Raw genomic sequence first — 14,812 nt, 5'->3', positions numbered from 1 at the left:
CATCCATGTTGGGGCGCTCGGCCCGCCGGATGCGGGCGGAGCGTGGCAAGGCGCGATCGCGCGGGTGCTTCAGTCCTTGATCTTGCTGCGCAGGACGGCGCCGCTTTGAGCGTCGACCCGCAGCTTCACGCGCTGGCCTTGCGGGTTGTCGGCCTTGACGTCGTAGCGGCCGTGTTCGAGCTCGATCTCGGTGATGTTGCGGTAGCCTGCGGCGGTCAGCGTGTCGTAGACCTGGCGCACGGTCAGCGTCGCGTTGGCGGGGGCCGTGGCGGCGGGCTGGGCAGGCGATTGCGCCGGCGTCTGGGCGTGCACGGCGGCCGCGCCGGTGAGGGTTGCGGCGCCAAGCGCCAGGGCGGCCAGGGTGTTGCGGATTGCGGTCATGGAATGGCTCCTTGGTTGTAGCGGGTTGCCGGAATGGCGACCATGACCGCATTATTCGGTTGTGCGGATGAACCAATTCTGAAGCGGCCGTTCACGTGCCGTTCATTTTTCCGGCGCTATAACTGGGCGGAGAATCGCCTCTTATGGCGGACCCTGAATTGCGAAAGAGACCATGACCCGAGGAATGCGTACCCGAATCTGGCTGACCTGCGGCGCGCTGATGCTGGCGCTGGCTGTCGGCCCCAACGCGGGCCTGGCCGACGAAAATGACCATGAACAGGCGCGCCAGGCTTTGCAGGCCGGCAAGGTCCTGCCCCTGCGCTCGGTGCTGGACATCGTCGAGCGCGACTATCCCGGGCAGGTGGTCAAGGTCGAATTCGAGGAAGACGACGGCGAGTTCATCTACGAGATCCGGCTGCTGCAAGGAGGCGGCCGGCTGGTCAAGCTGAAGATCGACGCGCGCGACGGCAAGGTGCTGGGCGTGAAGGGGCGTGACATTCAATTCCGGGACAAGCACTGATGCGCATACTCGTGGTCGAAGACGAACCCACCCTGGCCACGCAGTTGGTCGACGCCTTGCGCCAGGCCGGCTATACCGTCGATACCGCGGCTGATGGCGGGACGGCCCAATACATGGGCGCGGTCGAGACCTACGACGTGGTGGTGCTGGACCTGGGCCTGCCGGTCATGGACGGCCTGACCGTGCTCAAGCAATGGCGCGCCGGCGGCCAGGGCATGCCGGTGCTGATCCTGACGGCGCGCGACAACTGGCACGAGAAGGTCGCCGGCATCGATGCCGGCGCCGACGATTACGTGACCAAGCCTTTCCACATGGAAGAGCTGCTGGCGCGGGTGCGGGCGCTGTTGCGCCGCTCCAGCAGCCATGCCAGCGCGCAATGGCGCTGCGGGCCGCTGATGCTGGACACGCGCCTGGCCAAGGTCACGGTGGATGGCCAGGCGTTATCCCTGACCAGCCACGAATTCAAGGTGCTGGCCGTGCTGATGCAGCGCGCGGGCGAAGTCATTTCGCGCAGCGAGCTGACCGAGCACGTTTACGCCCAGGACCACGACCGCGATTCCAACACCATCGACGTGTTCATCGGGCGGCTGCGCAAGAAGCTGCCGCCCGACACCATCGAAACCGTGCGCGGCCTGGGCTACCGCCTGGCCTGCGCCGCATGATGCCGCAAGGCGCGCGCGCACCCGGCTCGCTGCGCTGGCGCCTGCTGGCCGGCACGCTGGCCTGGATCGTGGTCACGGTGGTGTTGGCCGGGTGGGGGCTGGGCAGCCTGTTTCGCCAGCACATCACCGAGCAATTGCGCGCTGAACTGACCCTGCACCTGAACCAGCTGACCGCCGCCGTGAATGTGGCTCCCGATGGCCGCCTGGTGGTATCGCCGCCGCTGAGCGATCCTAGGCTGGAGCAGCCACTGTCCGGCCTGTACTGGCAGATCGACCGGCTCGACGAGCACGGCCGCCCGGTGGCCGTGGGCGCGGCGCGCTCGCGGTCTCTCTGGGACCAGGTGCTGGCGCTGCCCGCCGCCGACAGCGCCGATGGCGTCTATGACATTGCGGGGCCGGAAAAGCACCGCCTCACCGCGTTGACGCGCATGCTGGAACCGGCCGAGACCGAGGCCGCGCCGTTGCGCCTGATCGTGGCCGCCGACAGCCAGGTGCTGGCTGAACCGATAGGGCGCTTCAACCACATGCTGCTGATTTCGCTGGGCGCGCTGGCGGCCGGATTGACCGTGGCGGCCGTGGTCCAGGTGATGGTGGGCCTGCGGCCGCTGGCAAGGCTCAGGCGGCAGCTGGCCCGGCAGCATGGCGGGGCCAGCGTGCGCATCGAGGGCAGTTTTCCCAGCGAAATCCAGCCCCTGGTCGATGATTTCAACCGCGTCCTGGCCGTCAACGCCGACATGGTGCAGCGCGCGCGCACGCAGGCCGGCAATCTGGCGCATGCGGTGAAGACCCCGCTGACGATCCTGGGCAACGCCGCAGCGCGCGAGGAAGGACCGCTGGCGGCGCTGGTGCAGGAGCAGGTTGGCATGGCGCGCCGCCAGATCGACTATCACCTGGCGCGCGCCCGCGCCGCCGCGGCGTCTGGCGCGGCCGACAGCCGCACGCCCTTGCGCAAGCCCATCGAGGGCCTGTTGCGGGTCATGCAGCGCCTGTATGCGCAGCGCGGATTGCAGCTGGAAATGCCCGAGTTTGCCGAGGGCCTGGTGTTCCGCGGCGAAGAGCAGGATCTGCAGGAGATGGTCGGCAACCTGCTGGACAACGCCTGCAAATGGGCCGAGCGCCAGGTGCAGGTCACGGCGTCGGCGGCGGACCCCGGCCAGTTGCTGATCCAGATCGACGACGACGGCCCCGGCATCGCCGACGAGGAGCGCGAACGCATCTTCCTGCGCGGCGTGCGCATGGACGAACAGCGCCCGGGGTCGGGCCTGGGACTGGACATCGTGCGCGACCTGGCCACCACGTATGGCGGCCAGGTGCGGGCCGAGCGCTCGCCGTTGGGGGGCTTGAGGGTGTCGCTGTGGCTGCCGGCCGCCTGAGGCCGGCGCACGGATTTACTTGACCAGCGTGACTGGCGCTTCGGCCAGTTGCAGCACCTGGTTGGCGACCGAGCCGATCAGGATGTTCGCGAGTGTGCCGTTGCCGCGCGTGCCCATCACGATGCGTGCGCAGTTGTGGTCTTGCGCGTAGCCGGCGATTTCCGTCGCCGCATGGCCGAATGCGACGTGGCTGGTGTAGTCGGCGCCGGTCACGTCCAGCAGCTTGCGTGCCTCGTCCGTGGCCTCCTGGCCTTCGCGCAGGTAGAACTCGTCGATCATGTCCTGCGTGATCAGGCGCGACAGGCCGGCCCGGCCTTGCACGGGCGTCTGGACGTTGAGCAGATGGATGCGCGCGGCGCCGGCGCCTTGGGCCAGCTGGCGGGCATACAGGACGGCGCGGTTGGCGTTGTCGGAGCCGTCTACAGGGACCAGGATGTTCAGCATGGATGCTCCTTGACGGTTACTTGACCAGAGTGACGGGCAACTCCGTCAGATGCAGGACGCGTGTTGCGACCGAACCCAGGAACCAGGACGACACCGAGCCCAGCCCGCGCGAGCCCATGTAGATCTCGTCGGCGCCGGATTCGTCGGCCACGCGCACGATGGTCTCGGCCGCCGCGCCCACTTCGACTCGGGCCTGGAAGGGCACGCCGGCCTGGGTCAGCAGGTCGCTGGCGGCCTGCAGCGCGTGGCGGCCTTCTTCCTCGTGGTAGGCGTCGATCTCGGCCTGCGACAGGCCGCGGCCGATCTTGCCCGACTTCAGGGGGATCTGGACCGTGAGCAGTTCCACGCGTTCGACCGGGTCGTAGCCGCGGGCGTCGAGCAGGGCTTGGACCGCATGGACGGCGGGCTGCGAACCGTCCACGGGGATCAGGATGCGTTTCATGGGCGTCTCCTTGTGCGCGCCGCGGGCGGCGTTGTAGTCCACTGTATCCGAATTATTCGCCGAATCGGACAAGCGCGACATGCGCGGGATCAAACCGGGCGCAATCAGCGCGCAATCGGGGTCCGCTGGGCGCGCGGTCGACGCGTCATCAACGCCAGCGCGGCTCCAAAGTATGTGCGGCGGGCGCTTGTCCGAGCAGGCGTGGGGCCAGCGCGCTCAGCGCCTCGGCCGAGCCGCTGGTCTCCAGACGCAGGTCGCCCGGGCCGTCGGCGCGCAGCAGGCCGCGTTCCTGGAGCTGGTGACGCAGCCAGCGCGCCACGGGCGCACCGGTTTCCAGCAGCGGCACGCCGGGGCCGGCAGCCGCCTGGATCGCGTCGCGCAGGAAAGGAAAGTGGGTGCAGCCCAGCACCAGCACATCGGCGCCGGCTTCGCGCAGCTCCGCCACGGGAGCGCGCACCGCGGCCTCGGCCTCGGGGCCGCTGAGCACGCCTTGTTCAACCAGCCGCACCCATTCGGGGCAGGGCCTGAACAGGATGCGGATTTCGGGGGCTTCGCGCCGGATCAGCGCGGCGAACTTGGGGCTGGCCAGAGTGCCGGTGGTGGCGAACACGCCGACCACGCCGCTCGCGGTCAGGTGCGCTGCGGGCTTGATGGCAGGTTCCACGCCGATGATGATCAGTTCCGGATGACGCAGACGCAATTGGGCGATGGCGGCGGCGGTCGCGGTGTTGCAGGCCACCACCATGGCCTTGGCGTGGCGCGACACGAAGTAGTCGGCGATGGTGCTGGCGCGCTGCTCGACGTAGTCCTGGGTCTTTTCGCCGTAGGGCACGTGGGCCGAGTCGGCCACGTACAGCAGGTATTCGTGGGGCAGCGCGTCGCGGATGGCGCGCAGCACGCTCAGTCCGCCGACGCCGGAATCGTAGATGCCTATGGGGGATTCTGAAAACATGGCTGCAATGCAGAGTGCGGGTGCGGGGCAGTGTAGCGCCGCGTGCTCAGGCCAGCGATTCCTCCCGCTGCCGGCGAGCCTCGTCGATCAGCTTGCGGGTCGCGCCCGACAGCGATTCGTCGCGCCAGATCAGGTTGAGCGGCGCGCGCAGCTCCGCGGGCTGGGTCAGGTTGACGTAGACCACGCCTTCGATGTTCACGCGGCGCAGCGACGCCGGCACCAGCGACACGCCCAGGCCCGCCGCCACCAGGCTCAGGGTAGACAGCATGCGCGGCGCTTCCTGGGCCACACGGGGGCTGAAGCCGGCGGCGCCGCAGGCGGCGATGATGGCGTCATACAGCCCTGGCCCGCTGTGGCGGCGGTAGAGAATCAGGGATTCGTCGGCCAGTTCGGATAGCGCGATGCGCTTGCGCGACCGGCCCTTGACGGCCGGGTGATCGGCGGGAAACGCGGCCAGCATCGGTTCCTCCAGCACCGTCTCCACCACCACGCCGGGACCCAGCCCATAGGGGCCGCGGATGAACGCCACGTCCACGCGGCCCGCGCCCACGGCCTCCATCAGCTCCCCGGTGCTGCTTTCCTCCAGCACCAGCCGCACATTGGGCGCGGCCTCGCGGAAACGCCGGATGACGGACGGCACGAAGGGGTGGAAGGCCGCCGACCCGGTGAAGCCCACGGTCAGGCGTCCGGCCTCGCCCAGCGATACGCGGCGCACGCCTTCGACGGCCTGGTCCACCAGGGCCACGATGTTGCGCGCGTCGTCCAGCAGCGCGCGGCCGCTTTCGGTCAGCTCCATGCCGCGCGGCAGGCGGTGGAACAGCGTCACGCCCAGCTCCTGCTCCAGCACGCGGATCTGCTGGCTGAGCGGCGGCTGGCGTATGCCCAGCCGCGCCGCGGCCTTGGTCAGGTGGGATTCCTCGGCCACGGCCAGGAAGTAGCGCAACAGCCTCAAGTCTACGGATGCCATATTCAGCCGATATGAATATATAGATAGTCATATATTAGACATTATCCTGGGCGAAGAGTAGGCTGCAATCTCGTCGTCTTCCCCTGTTCCACCCCGCGCCCCTTGTCCGGCGCCGGCATAAAAAAATGATGAACGCAGCACCTTCCATCCCCGAGGCCGATCTCCGGCCCGCGCCCACTTGCGGGCAACTGTTCTACGGATTCCTCATGCTCGGCCTGACGGCCTTTGGCGGCGCCCTGCCGCTGGCGCGCCGCATGGTCGTCGAAAAGCACCGCTGGCTCAGCGGCGCCGAGTTCACCGATCTGCTGGGCCTGTGCCAGTTCCTGCCCGGCGGCAACATCATCAACCTGTCGGTGGCGCTGGGCATGAAGTTCCGCGGCCCGCGCGGGGCCTTCGCGGCGTTGATGGGCTTGATCCTTGCGCCGTCCGCCATCGTGGTGCTGCTGGGCATGGTGTATGACCGCTTCCAGAACGATCCGCACATCCAGCACCTGTTCGCCGGGCTGGCCGCGGCCGCCGCGGGCCTGCTGATCTCGATGGCCGTGAAGATCGGGCTGCCGGTGATCAAGCGCCGCGACTGGCTGGCCGGCGTGGTGGCCACGGTCTGCTTCATCGCCATCGCCGTGTTGCGCATTCCGCTGTTGCCGACCATGGCGGTGCTGACGCCGCTGAGCATCCTGATGGTCTGGAGGCAACGTCGATGATCCATACCCTGATTGCCCTGGCCCTGATCTTTTCCGAGCTGTCCGTGCTGGCATTCGGCGGCGGCAACACCATCCTGCCCGAGATGCAGCGCCAGGTGGTGGATGTGCATGGCTGGATGACGGCAGCGGACTTTTCCGCGCTGTTCGCCCTGGGGCAGGCCGCTCCGGGCCCCAACCTGATGGTGGTCACGCTGGTAGGCTGGCATGTGGCTGGCGGTCTGGGCATGCTGGTCACCACCATCGCCAAGTTCGGCCCATCGTCCATCATCACCGTGATTGCCCTGGGGCTCTGGGAGCGCTTCAAGGACCGCCCCTGGCGCGGGGTGATCCAGGCCGGCATCTTCCCCATGACCGTGGGGCTGGTGGCCGCCAGCGCGGCGCTCATCACTGAAGCCTCGGTGCATACCTGGCTGCTGGGCGTGATTACCGCCGTGGTCGCGCTGCTGGGCAGCGTCACCCGCATCCATCCGCTATGGCTGCTGTTCGGCGGCGCACTGGTCGGTTTGCTCGGCATCGGTTAGCGTTAGGGCCTGTTCACGTCTAAAGGAGCGCCGCATGCCGCCGCTCAAGGATTTCGATCCCGAGGACGACGCTGCTTCCGGCGCTGCCTTGCCGTTCTTCCACGCGCATCGGCGTCTGGTCGGGTGCGCCGGCTTGCTGCTGCTCACGGCGGGCGCGCTCTACGCCCTGGGCGTACCGTGGGTCCTGGCGCTGTTGCTGGGATTCGACGCAGGGGCGCTGGTGTTCCTGCTGATGACGGCGCGGGTGTTCGGCCGGACCAGTTCTGCGGCCATGCGCCAGCACGCGCAGCAGCAGGATGTCGGACGCACGGGCGTGCTGTGGAGCAGCGTGGCGCTGTCCTGCATGGTGATGATGGCGTTGTGGGTCGAGTTGCGGGGCGAGAGCGGCGCGGGCAGCGTACTGGCCATGCTGGCCGCCGCCGCGACCATCATCCTGTCGTGGCTCTACATGAACATGATCTTCGCGCTGCACTACGCGCATGGCTATTACGGCCATCGCAACGCCATGCACAAGGGACTGGATTTCCCGGGTACGGAAGATCCTGACTACTGGGACTTCGCCTATTTCGCACTGGTGCTGGGCATGACGTTCCAGGTATCGGACGTGCAGATCGTGAACCGGCGCTTGCGCCGCACCGCGCTGACGCATAGTGTCATCGCGTTTTTCTTCAACGTCTTCATCATCGCCATCAGCGTGAACGTGGCGGCGGGGCGGGCCTGACGGCGCGCCCCTGGGCCGTGGCTGGCCCGAAGCCATATCCGGGCCAGGCTATGCCGGATCGGGCCGTGTAAGGCCGTGCAGCCTCAGGCGGCGCCCAGGCGCCACAAGGACGTGACTTCCTTCGAGCGCGCCGCGTGCAGCGGGTCGCTCGCATCTTGCGCGCGGCCATGCGTGGGCCGCGTGTCGATGCGCTCGATGACCTGCAGGCCGGCCTGGCTGATCATTTCCAGCAGCGCTTCGCGGCTGCGCAGGCCCAGGTGTTCGGCCAGGTCCGACAGAATCAGCCAGCCTTCGCCGTTGGGCGTCAGATGGGCCGCCAGTCCATTCAGGAAGCCGCGCAGCATGCGGCTGTCGGGATCGTAGACCGCATGCTCGACGGGCGAGCTGGGGCGAGCCGGCAGCCAGGGTGGGTTGCAGACGATCAGCGATACCCGTCCCTCGGGGAACAGGTCCGTTTCTTCGACGTCGACCTGCTTGGACAGGCCCAGCCGCTCCAGGTTTTCGCGGGCGCAGGCCAGGGCGCGGGGATCCGTGTCGGTGGCGATGACGCGCTTGCCGCCGCGGCGTGCGATCACGGCGGCCAGCACGCCGGTGCCGGTGCCGATGTCGAAGGCCACGCTGCCGCGCGGCATCGGGGTGCGCGCCACCAGATCGACGTACTCGCCGCGCAGCGGCGAAAACACGCCGTAGTGCGGATGGATGCGGGCGTTCAGCGCGGGGATTTCCACGCCTTTCTTGCGCCATTCGAAGGCGCCGATCAGGCCCAGCAGCTCGCGCAGCGACGCGACATAGGGCTCGGCGGCCGGACCGTGGGCTTCCTCGCAGGCCAGTTGCGCGTCGGGCGCGCGGCGCAGCGGAATGCCGTGGCCGGCGTCGAACGGAATCAGCAGCATGCCCAGGATGCGGGCGCGTTGCGACTGGATCTGGCGGTGCTGGTTGAAGGCGTCCAGCAGGGTGTCCACGGGCTTGCGGGGGCGCTTGTCGACCCGCCGCGTCATGGCCTGCAGTAGTTGCCGCGCATTCTGGAAATCGCCGCGCCACAGCAGGCCGACGCCTTCGCAGGCCTGGCGGTAGGCCATGTCCGCCGTCATGGTGTCGTCCGCGACCACCACGCGCTTGGGCGGCGCGGCGCCGGATTCGGAGCGCCAGCGGGCGGAATGGGGGGTCTGGTTTTCTTCCCAGCGGATTTCAGGGACGGTCAACGTGTCGCTCCAGCAAGGCGGGGCGCGCGGGGCAGGGTGGTCATGGAGAAAGCAAAAAGAAGGGGCGCGGGCTGCCAATGTAGCAGCTTCACGCCCCGCCGCGGCAGGCGTGGCCTGCCGCGCCTGCCGTTGCCGGCCTTAGTGGAACAGCACCACCGCCTTCTGCAGGGTGATCCAGATGCCCCAGGCCAGCGGGATGCCCACGCAGGCCCAGGCGAATACCACCAGCGCCGCCGGCGTGCGGAACGTGGATGCGCCGACCCCATGCGTTTCGGTGGCGACCGCGCGTTCGTGGGCCAGCGCCTTTTCGCGCGCCAGTTCTTCGTCGCTCATGAAGTACTTGGCGTTCACCGGCCGGATCGCCAGGTTGCACAGGAAGCCCAGCACCAGCATGCCCGCCAGGATATACATGGTGATGTCGTACACCTGGGCGCGCGGCACGCCGATGGACAACTGGTATTCGCGGATGTAGTTCACCAGCACCGGCCCGAAAATGCCCGCCGCCGACCAGGCCGTCAGCAGCCGGCCATGGATGGCGCCCACCATCTGCGTGCCGAACAGGTCCGCCAGATAGGCCGGCACGGTGGAGAAGCCGCCGCCGTACATGGACAGGATGATGCAGAAGGCGGCCACGAACAGGGCCAGCGCGCCGATATGCGCGGTCCAGGGAATGGCCGAATACAGCGCGAAGCCCAGCACGAAGAACACGAAGTAAGTAGTCTTGCGGCCCAGCTTGTCGGACAGGCTGGCCCAGAAGAAGCGGCCACCGATGTTGAACAGGCTGAGCAGGCCGGTGAAGCCGGCGGCGATGGCGGCGATGGCCGCCAACTGGCTCTTGTCCAGCTGCGTGTAGCCCAGCTCAGGCTGGTTGATCAGGCCGCCGCCGAACACTTCCTGCAGCAGCGGCGAGGCCATGCCCAGGATGCCGATGCCCGCGGTGACGTTCAGGCACAGCGCCCACCACACCAGCCAGAACTGCGGCACGCCCCAGACGCGCTGCACGTGCACGTGGCCCTTGGTGATCATGGCGTTGCCGGCATGCTTGGCCGGCGCGGTCCAGCCTTCGGGCTTCCAGCCGGTAGGCGGCACGCGGTAGCCCAGCGCGCCCGACATCATGAAGACGAAATACACCGCGGCCATGGTCAGGAAGGTCTGCCAGACGCCGGGCGAATCGGGCGTGGCGAAGTGGCGCATCAGCAGGTCGGCCAGCGGCGCGCCTATCATGGCGCCGCCGCCAAAGCCCATGATGGCCATGCCCGTGGCCATGCCGCGGCGGTCGGGGAACCACTTGATCAGCGTGCTCACGGGCGAGATATAGCCCAGGCCCAGGCCGATGCCGCCGATGACGCCCGACCCCAGCCACAGCATCCACATCTGGTGCAAGTACACGCCGATGGCCGAGATGACCAGGCCGCCGCACCAGCACAGGGCCGACACCACGCCCGCCTTGCGCGGGCCGGCGCGTTCCAGCCAGCCGCCCCACAGCGCGGCCGAGCAGCCCAGCAGCACGAAGAACAGGGTGTACATCCACCCCATGGTCGAGATTTTCCAGTCGCAGTTGGTGGCGAACAGCTCGGCGACGAGGCTCATGTCCGCGGGGCAGGCCAGCGGCTTGGCGCCACCCACCACCTTGGACAGCGGCAGCCAGAACACCGAGAACCCGTAGGCCATGCCGATGCACAGGTGGATGGCCAGGGCGGCCGGGGGCACCAGCCAGCGCGAGAAGCCCGGGCCGGCGATGGTGCGTTCCTTGTCGAAAAATCCCGGCTTCGAACCGGGCAGGTCCAGCGTGGCAGTGCTTTGCATGTTGTCTCCTCTTTGGGGGCCGCTCGTTGGCGTGCGTGGTCCGGCATCCGGCCGGTCCCGCCGCCTTCTTTTGTGATGCTCTTGTTGTCTTGCGTCGCGCCGCTGCGCTAGGCCACGCGGGCCAGCGGCGTCAGGCGCTGACGGTTCTGCGTGACTGCTTCCAGCACCAGCGGATGCAGCCGTTCCCCGCCGGCATCGCCGTCCGGGTTTTGTTCGAGAAAGTTCAGGAGCTCGTTGCGCATGCGCGGCTCCCAGAATTTGTGGATATGGTTGGCCACGCCTTCCAGCGCTTCCTGCCGGTCGGGCATGGCCTCGAAGAATTGGCCGATGCGGTTGGCCATGCGGATCAGGTTGCCGATTTCCATGCTTGCGTAGGTCCGGTTCAGGAGATGATGCGTAGGGGATGGGTGTACAAGGTGGCGTCTTCGCCGCGTAGAAAGCCCAGCAGGCTGACGTTGGCGTCATGGGCCAGGCGGATGGCGAGCGCGGTGGGCGCGGAGACGGACGCCAGCACGGCGACGCCGGCGGCGGCGGTTTTCTGCACCATTTCGAAGCTGGCGCGGCTGGACACCACGATGATGCCGTCGCCGGCATGCATGGCCTGGCGCGCCAGGGCGCCGACCAGCTTGTCCAGCGCGTTGTGCCGGCCGACGTCTTCGCGCACCAGCGCCACGGCGCCGTCGGCGCCGGCCCAGCCGGCGGCATGGGTCGCACCGGTAAGGTCGTGCAGGGCCTGGCGGGCCCGCATGTCGCGCATGGCCGCCAGCACCGCCTGGATGCGCACTGGCGCGCCATTGGTGACAGGCGCTACCGGCCGCAGCACCTCGGGCAGTGTTTCCACGCCGCACAGGCCGCAACCGGTGCGCCCGGCCATGGCACGCCGGCGCGACTTCAGGCGCACTTCACAGGCGCTGGAGATTTCCAGCTGGATCACGATGCCGTCGCATTGCGGCAGCAGGTCGATGCCGCGCACGTCGCTGACGCCGTCGATGATGCCTTCGGACAGCGCGAAGCCCACCGCGAAGTCCTCCAGATCGGCCGGCGTGGCCAGCATGGTGGCGTGGCTGATGCCGTTGAACTCCAGCGCCACCGGCGTTTCCTCGGCCACGTAGTCGGTTTCGACCTCGGGGACCAGGGCGCCGCCCCGCACGCGGGTGACCTGAACCTGCGTGCAGTCGGGGCGGGAAGGCGGTGGCGTGGGCATGGCGCGTCCTGGCGGTTTGGGCTGGCGGTTATTTCCCGGTCAGCGCCGCCTCGTTTTCGCGTGAACGCTCGCGCAGCAGCTTTTGCTGGATATCCGCAAAGCGCGACCACTGGCGCTGCCATTCCGAAGGCTGGGACACGCGCGTGACCTGCACGGCCGTCACCTTGTATTCGGGGCAGTTGGTGGCCCAGTCGGAACTGTCTGTGGTGACGACGTTGGCGCCGGACTCGGGGAAATGGAAGGTGGTGTATACCACGCCTGGCTGCACCCGGTCGGTCAGCGTGGCCCGCAGCACGGTTTCGCCCGCGCGGCTCTGGATGCCGACCCAGTCGCCGTCCTTCACGCCGCGGTCCTCGGCGTCCTGCGGATGCAGTTCCAGCACGTCTTCGCCATGCCACATGACGTTGGGGGTGCGCCGGGTCTGCGCGCCCACGTTGTATTGCGACAGGATGCGGCCGGTGGTCAGCAGCAGCGGGAAGCGGCGCGTGCTGCGCTCGTCCGTGGGCACGTACTTGGTGATCATGAACTTGCCCTTGCCGCGCACGAACTCGTCGATGTGCATGATGGGCGTGCCGTCGGGCGCCTCGTCGTTGCAGGGCCATTGCAGGCTGCCCAGCTTGTCCAGCTTTTCGTAGCTGACGCCGGAGAACGTGGGCGTCAGGCGCGCGATCTCGTCCATGATCTCGCGCGGATGCTTGTAGTCCATGGGATAGCCCAGCGCATTGGACAGCGCCACCGTCACTTCCCAGTCGGACTTGCCGTTCTTGGGTTCCATCACCTTGCGCACGCGCGAGATGCGGCGCTCGGCGTTGGTGAAGGTGCCGTCCTTTTCCAGGAACGAGGAGCCGGGCAGGAACACGTGGGCGTACTTGGCTGTTTCATTGAGGAACAGGTCCTGCACCACGATGCATTCCATGGCGGCCAGCGAGGCTGCGACGTGCTGCGTGTTGGGGTCCGACTGCACGATGTCTTCGCCCTGGCAGTACAGGCCCTTGAAGGTCCCGCCCAGCGCGGCCTCGAACATGTTGGGGATGCGCAGGCCGGGTTCGGGCTGCAGGGTCACGCCCCAGTCCTGTTCGAACTGCGCGCGCACCGTGTTGTCGGAGATGTGGCGGTAGCCCGGCAGCTCGTGCGGGAACGAGCCCATGTCGCAAGAGCCCTGCACGTTGTTCTGCCCGCGCAGCGGGTTCACGCCCACGCCTTCGCGGCCGACGTTGCCGGTGGCCATGGCCAGGTTGGCGATGGCCATGACGGTGGTGGAGCCCTGGCTGTGTTCGGTTACGCCCAGGCCGTAGTAGATGGAGCCGTTGCCGCCGGTGGCGTACAGGCGCGCCGCGCCGCGCACGGCCTGCGCCGGCACGCCGGTGATCTCTTCCATGGCTTCCGGCGAGTTTTCCGACAGCGAGACGAAGTCGCGCCATTCCTTGAAGGCCTTGGCTTCGCAGCGCTCGGCCACGAAGTCCTCGGCGATGAGGTTTTCGGTGGCGATCACGTGCGCCAGCGAGGACAGCAGCGCGGTGTTGGTGCCGGGGCGCACCTGCAGATGGAAGTCGGCCTTGATGTGCGGCGAACTCACCAGTTCGATGCGGCGCGGATCGATCACGATCAGGCGCGCGCCCTGGCGCAGGCGGCGCTTCAGGCGCGAGGCGAACACCGGATGGCCGCTGCTGGGGTTGGCGCCCATCACGATCACCACATCGGTGTGCATGACGGAATCGAAGGTCTGTGTGCCGGCGGATTCGCCCAGCGTCTGCTTCAGGCCATAACCTGTGGGCGAATGGCACACCCGTGCGCAGGTGTCGACGTTGTTGGTGCCGAAGGCCGCGCGCACCAGCTTCTGCACCAGCCAGGTCTCTTCGTTGGTGCAGCGCGACGAGGTGATGCCGCCGACCGCGTCGCGGCCGTACTGGTCCTGGATGCGGCGGAATTCGGAGGCCGCGTAGTTGATCGCCTCGTCCCAGGACACTTCCTTCCAGGAATCGGTGATGTGCTTGCGGATCATGGGCTTGAGCACGCGTTCCTTGTGCGTGGCGTAGCCCCAGGCGAAGCGGCCCTTGACGCAGGAGTGGCCGCGGTTGGCCTGGCCATCCTTCCAGGGCACCATGCGCACCACTTCCTGGCCCTTCATTTCGGCCTTGAAGCCGCAGCCCACGCCGCAGTATGCGCAGGTGGTCACGACCGAGTGTTCGGCCTGGCCCATCATGATGACGGTCTTTTCCTGCAGGGTGGAGGTCGGACAGGCTTGCACGCAGGCGCCGCAGGACACGCATTCGCTGTCCAGGAAGGGCTGGTCCTGCCCCGGCGACACGCGCGATTCGAAGCCCTTGCCGGAGATCGTCAGGGCGAAGGTGCCCTGGGTTTCCTCGCAGGCGCGCACGCAGCGGTTGCAGACAATGCACTTGGACGCGTCATAGGTGAAGTACGGATTGGACTCGTCCTTTTCGCTCTTCAGGTGGTTGGCGCCGTCGTAGCCGTAGCGCACGTTGCGCAGGCCCACCACGCCGGCCATGTCCTGCAGTTCGCAGTCGCCGTTGGCCGGGCAGGTCAGGCAGTCCAGCGGGTGGTCGGAGATGTACAGCTCCATCACGCCGCGCCGCAGGTCGTGCAGCTTGGGGGTCTCGGTGTAGACCACCATGCCGTTCTCGGCCGGGGTGGTGCACGACGCGGGGTAGCCGCGGCGGCCTTCGATCTGCACCAGGCACAGGCGGCACGAGCCGAAGGGTTCCAGGCTGTCGGTCGCGCACAGCTTGGGGATGTTGATGCCGGCCTCGGCGGCCGCGCGCATCAGCGAAGTGCCCTCGGGCACCGTGATTTCCTGGCCGTCTATGGTCAGAGTGACGGTTACGGCGGACTCGCGCGCCGGCGTGCCCAGGTCGCGATCGCGCTTGATGACGGTTTCTAGCATGTCGGTCT

Annotated in this window: 16 protein-coding genes; 6 read left to right on the top strand and 10 right to left on the bottom strand. The window is 67.9% G+C overall.

Translation table 11 applies throughout. The features are described 5' to 3' along the window. Positions 1-69 precede the first annotated feature (69 nt). On the bottom strand, positions 70-381 hold the full coding sequence (locus AC6LKD_RS05460; protein WP_498115469.1) for a PepSY domain-containing protein: 312 nt from the start codon (positions 379-381) through the stop codon (positions 70-72). Between the two features lie 220 nt (positions 382-601). Here AC6LKD_RS05460 and AC6LKD_RS05455 point away from each other — a divergent pair, with 220 nt between their 5' ends. From AC6LKD_RS05455 to AC6LKD_RS05445, 3 genes are read left to right on the top strand one after another with little or no spacing between them, the layout of a single operon-like run. Beyond that, positions 602-901 carry a PepSY domain-containing protein gene (locus AC6LKD_RS05455; protein ID WP_498115517.1) on the top strand — a complete coding sequence of 100 codons (300 nt, stop codon included), beginning with the start codon at positions 602-604 and terminating at the stop codon, positions 899-901. Continuing rightward, positions 901-1,563 (top strand): response regulator transcription factor, encoded by a 663-nt coding sequence (locus tag AC6LKD_RS05450; protein ID WP_498115468.1) that lies wholly within the window; start codon positions 901-903, stop codon positions 1,561-1,563. The genes AC6LKD_RS05455 and AC6LKD_RS05450 overlap by 1 nt, the downstream gene beginning before the upstream one ends. Further along, positions 1,560-2,936 carry an ATP-binding protein gene (locus AC6LKD_RS05445; protein ID WP_498115467.1) on the top strand — a complete coding sequence of 459 codons (1,377 nt, stop codon included), beginning with the start codon at positions 1,560-1,562 and terminating at the stop codon, positions 2,934-2,936. The genes AC6LKD_RS05450 and AC6LKD_RS05445 overlap by 4 nt, the downstream gene beginning before the upstream one ends. Before the next feature lie 15 nt (positions 2,937-2,951). Here AC6LKD_RS05445 and AC6LKD_RS05440 read toward each other — a convergent pair whose 3' ends face one another. From AC6LKD_RS05440 to AC6LKD_RS05425, 4 genes are all read right to left on the bottom strand, one after another. Then, positions 2,952-3,380, bottom strand: coding sequence for a universal stress protein (locus AC6LKD_RS05440; protein ID WP_013395805.1), 429 nt, complete (start codon positions 3,378-3,380; stop codon positions 2,952-2,954). Positions 3,381-3,396: 16 nt separating this feature from the next. After that, complete coding sequence (locus AC6LKD_RS05435; RefSeq protein ID WP_041656145.1) at positions 3,397-3,822, bottom strand: universal stress protein; 426 nt, start codon at positions 3,820-3,822, stop codon at positions 3,397-3,399. Between the two features lie 148 nt (positions 3,823-3,970). Then, positions 3,971-4,774, bottom strand: coding sequence for a glutamate racemase (murI, locus tag AC6LKD_RS05430; protein ID WP_498115466.1), 804 nt, complete (start codon positions 4,772-4,774; stop codon positions 3,971-3,973). 46 nt (positions 4,775-4,820) lie between these two features. Next, on the bottom strand, positions 4,821-5,741 hold the full coding sequence (locus AC6LKD_RS05425; RefSeq protein ID WP_013395802.1) for a LysR family transcriptional regulator: 921 nt from the start codon (positions 5,739-5,741) through the stop codon (positions 4,821-4,823). Between the two features lie 125 nt (positions 5,742-5,866). On the opposite strand from AC6LKD_RS05425, the gene AC6LKD_RS05420 reads away from it, so the two are divergent. Genes AC6LKD_RS05420 through AC6LKD_RS05410 form a run of 3 tightly spaced genes read left to right on the top strand, consistent with a single transcriptional unit; the run spans position 5,867 to position 7,687 of the window. Beyond that, positions 5,867-6,445, top strand: coding sequence for a chromate transporter (locus tag AC6LKD_RS05420; protein WP_498115465.1), 579 nt, complete (start codon positions 5,867-5,869; stop codon positions 6,443-6,445). Beyond that, on the top strand, positions 6,442-6,966 hold the full coding sequence (locus AC6LKD_RS05415) for a chromate transporter (protein ID WP_492274532.1): 525 nt from the start codon (positions 6,442-6,444) through the stop codon (positions 6,964-6,966). The genes AC6LKD_RS05420 and AC6LKD_RS05415 overlap by 4 nt, the downstream gene beginning before the upstream one ends. Before the next feature lie 34 nt (positions 6,967-7,000). Continuing rightward, positions 7,001-7,687, top strand: coding sequence for a DUF1345 domain-containing protein (locus AC6LKD_RS05410; RefSeq protein WP_013395799.1), 687 nt, complete (start codon positions 7,001-7,003; stop codon positions 7,685-7,687). 83 nt (positions 7,688-7,770) lie between these two features. Here the strand turns inward: AC6LKD_RS05410 and AC6LKD_RS05405 are convergent, their stop codons facing one another. From AC6LKD_RS05405 to fdhF, 5 genes are all read right to left on the bottom strand, one after another. After that, on the bottom strand, positions 7,771-8,889 hold the full coding sequence (locus AC6LKD_RS05405) for a methyltransferase (protein ID WP_207465663.1): 1,119 nt from the start codon (positions 8,887-8,889) through the stop codon (positions 7,771-7,773). 138 nt (positions 8,890-9,027) lie between these two features. Continuing rightward, positions 9,028-10,695, bottom strand: a complete 1,668-nt coding sequence (locus AC6LKD_RS05400) for an OFA family MFS transporter (RefSeq protein WP_013395797.1) — start codon at positions 10,693-10,695, stop codon at positions 9,028-9,030. Between the two features lie 107 nt (positions 10,696-10,802). After that, positions 10,803-11,060 (bottom strand): formate dehydrogenase subunit delta, encoded by a 258-nt coding sequence (locus AC6LKD_RS05395; protein WP_013395796.1) that lies wholly within the window; start codon positions 11,058-11,060, stop codon positions 10,803-10,805. A gap of 17 nt (positions 11,061-11,077) precedes the next feature. Beyond that, positions 11,078-11,899 carry a formate dehydrogenase accessory sulfurtransferase FdhD gene (gene fdhD / locus AC6LKD_RS05390; RefSeq protein ID WP_498115464.1) on the bottom strand — a complete coding sequence of 274 codons (822 nt, stop codon included), beginning with the start codon at positions 11,897-11,899 and terminating at the stop codon, positions 11,078-11,080. Between the two features lie 28 nt (positions 11,900-11,927). Further along, a complete protein-coding gene (gene fdhF, locus AC6LKD_RS05385) occupies positions 11,928-14,804 on the bottom strand; it encodes a formate dehydrogenase subunit alpha (protein WP_498115463.1) in 2,877 nt (958 codons plus the stop codon). Positions 14,805-14,812 lie beyond the last annotated feature (8 nt).

Source organism: Achromobacter sp. D7-1 (assembly GCF_059760445.1).
This window is presented reverse-complemented; position numbering and strand designations above follow the sequence as displayed.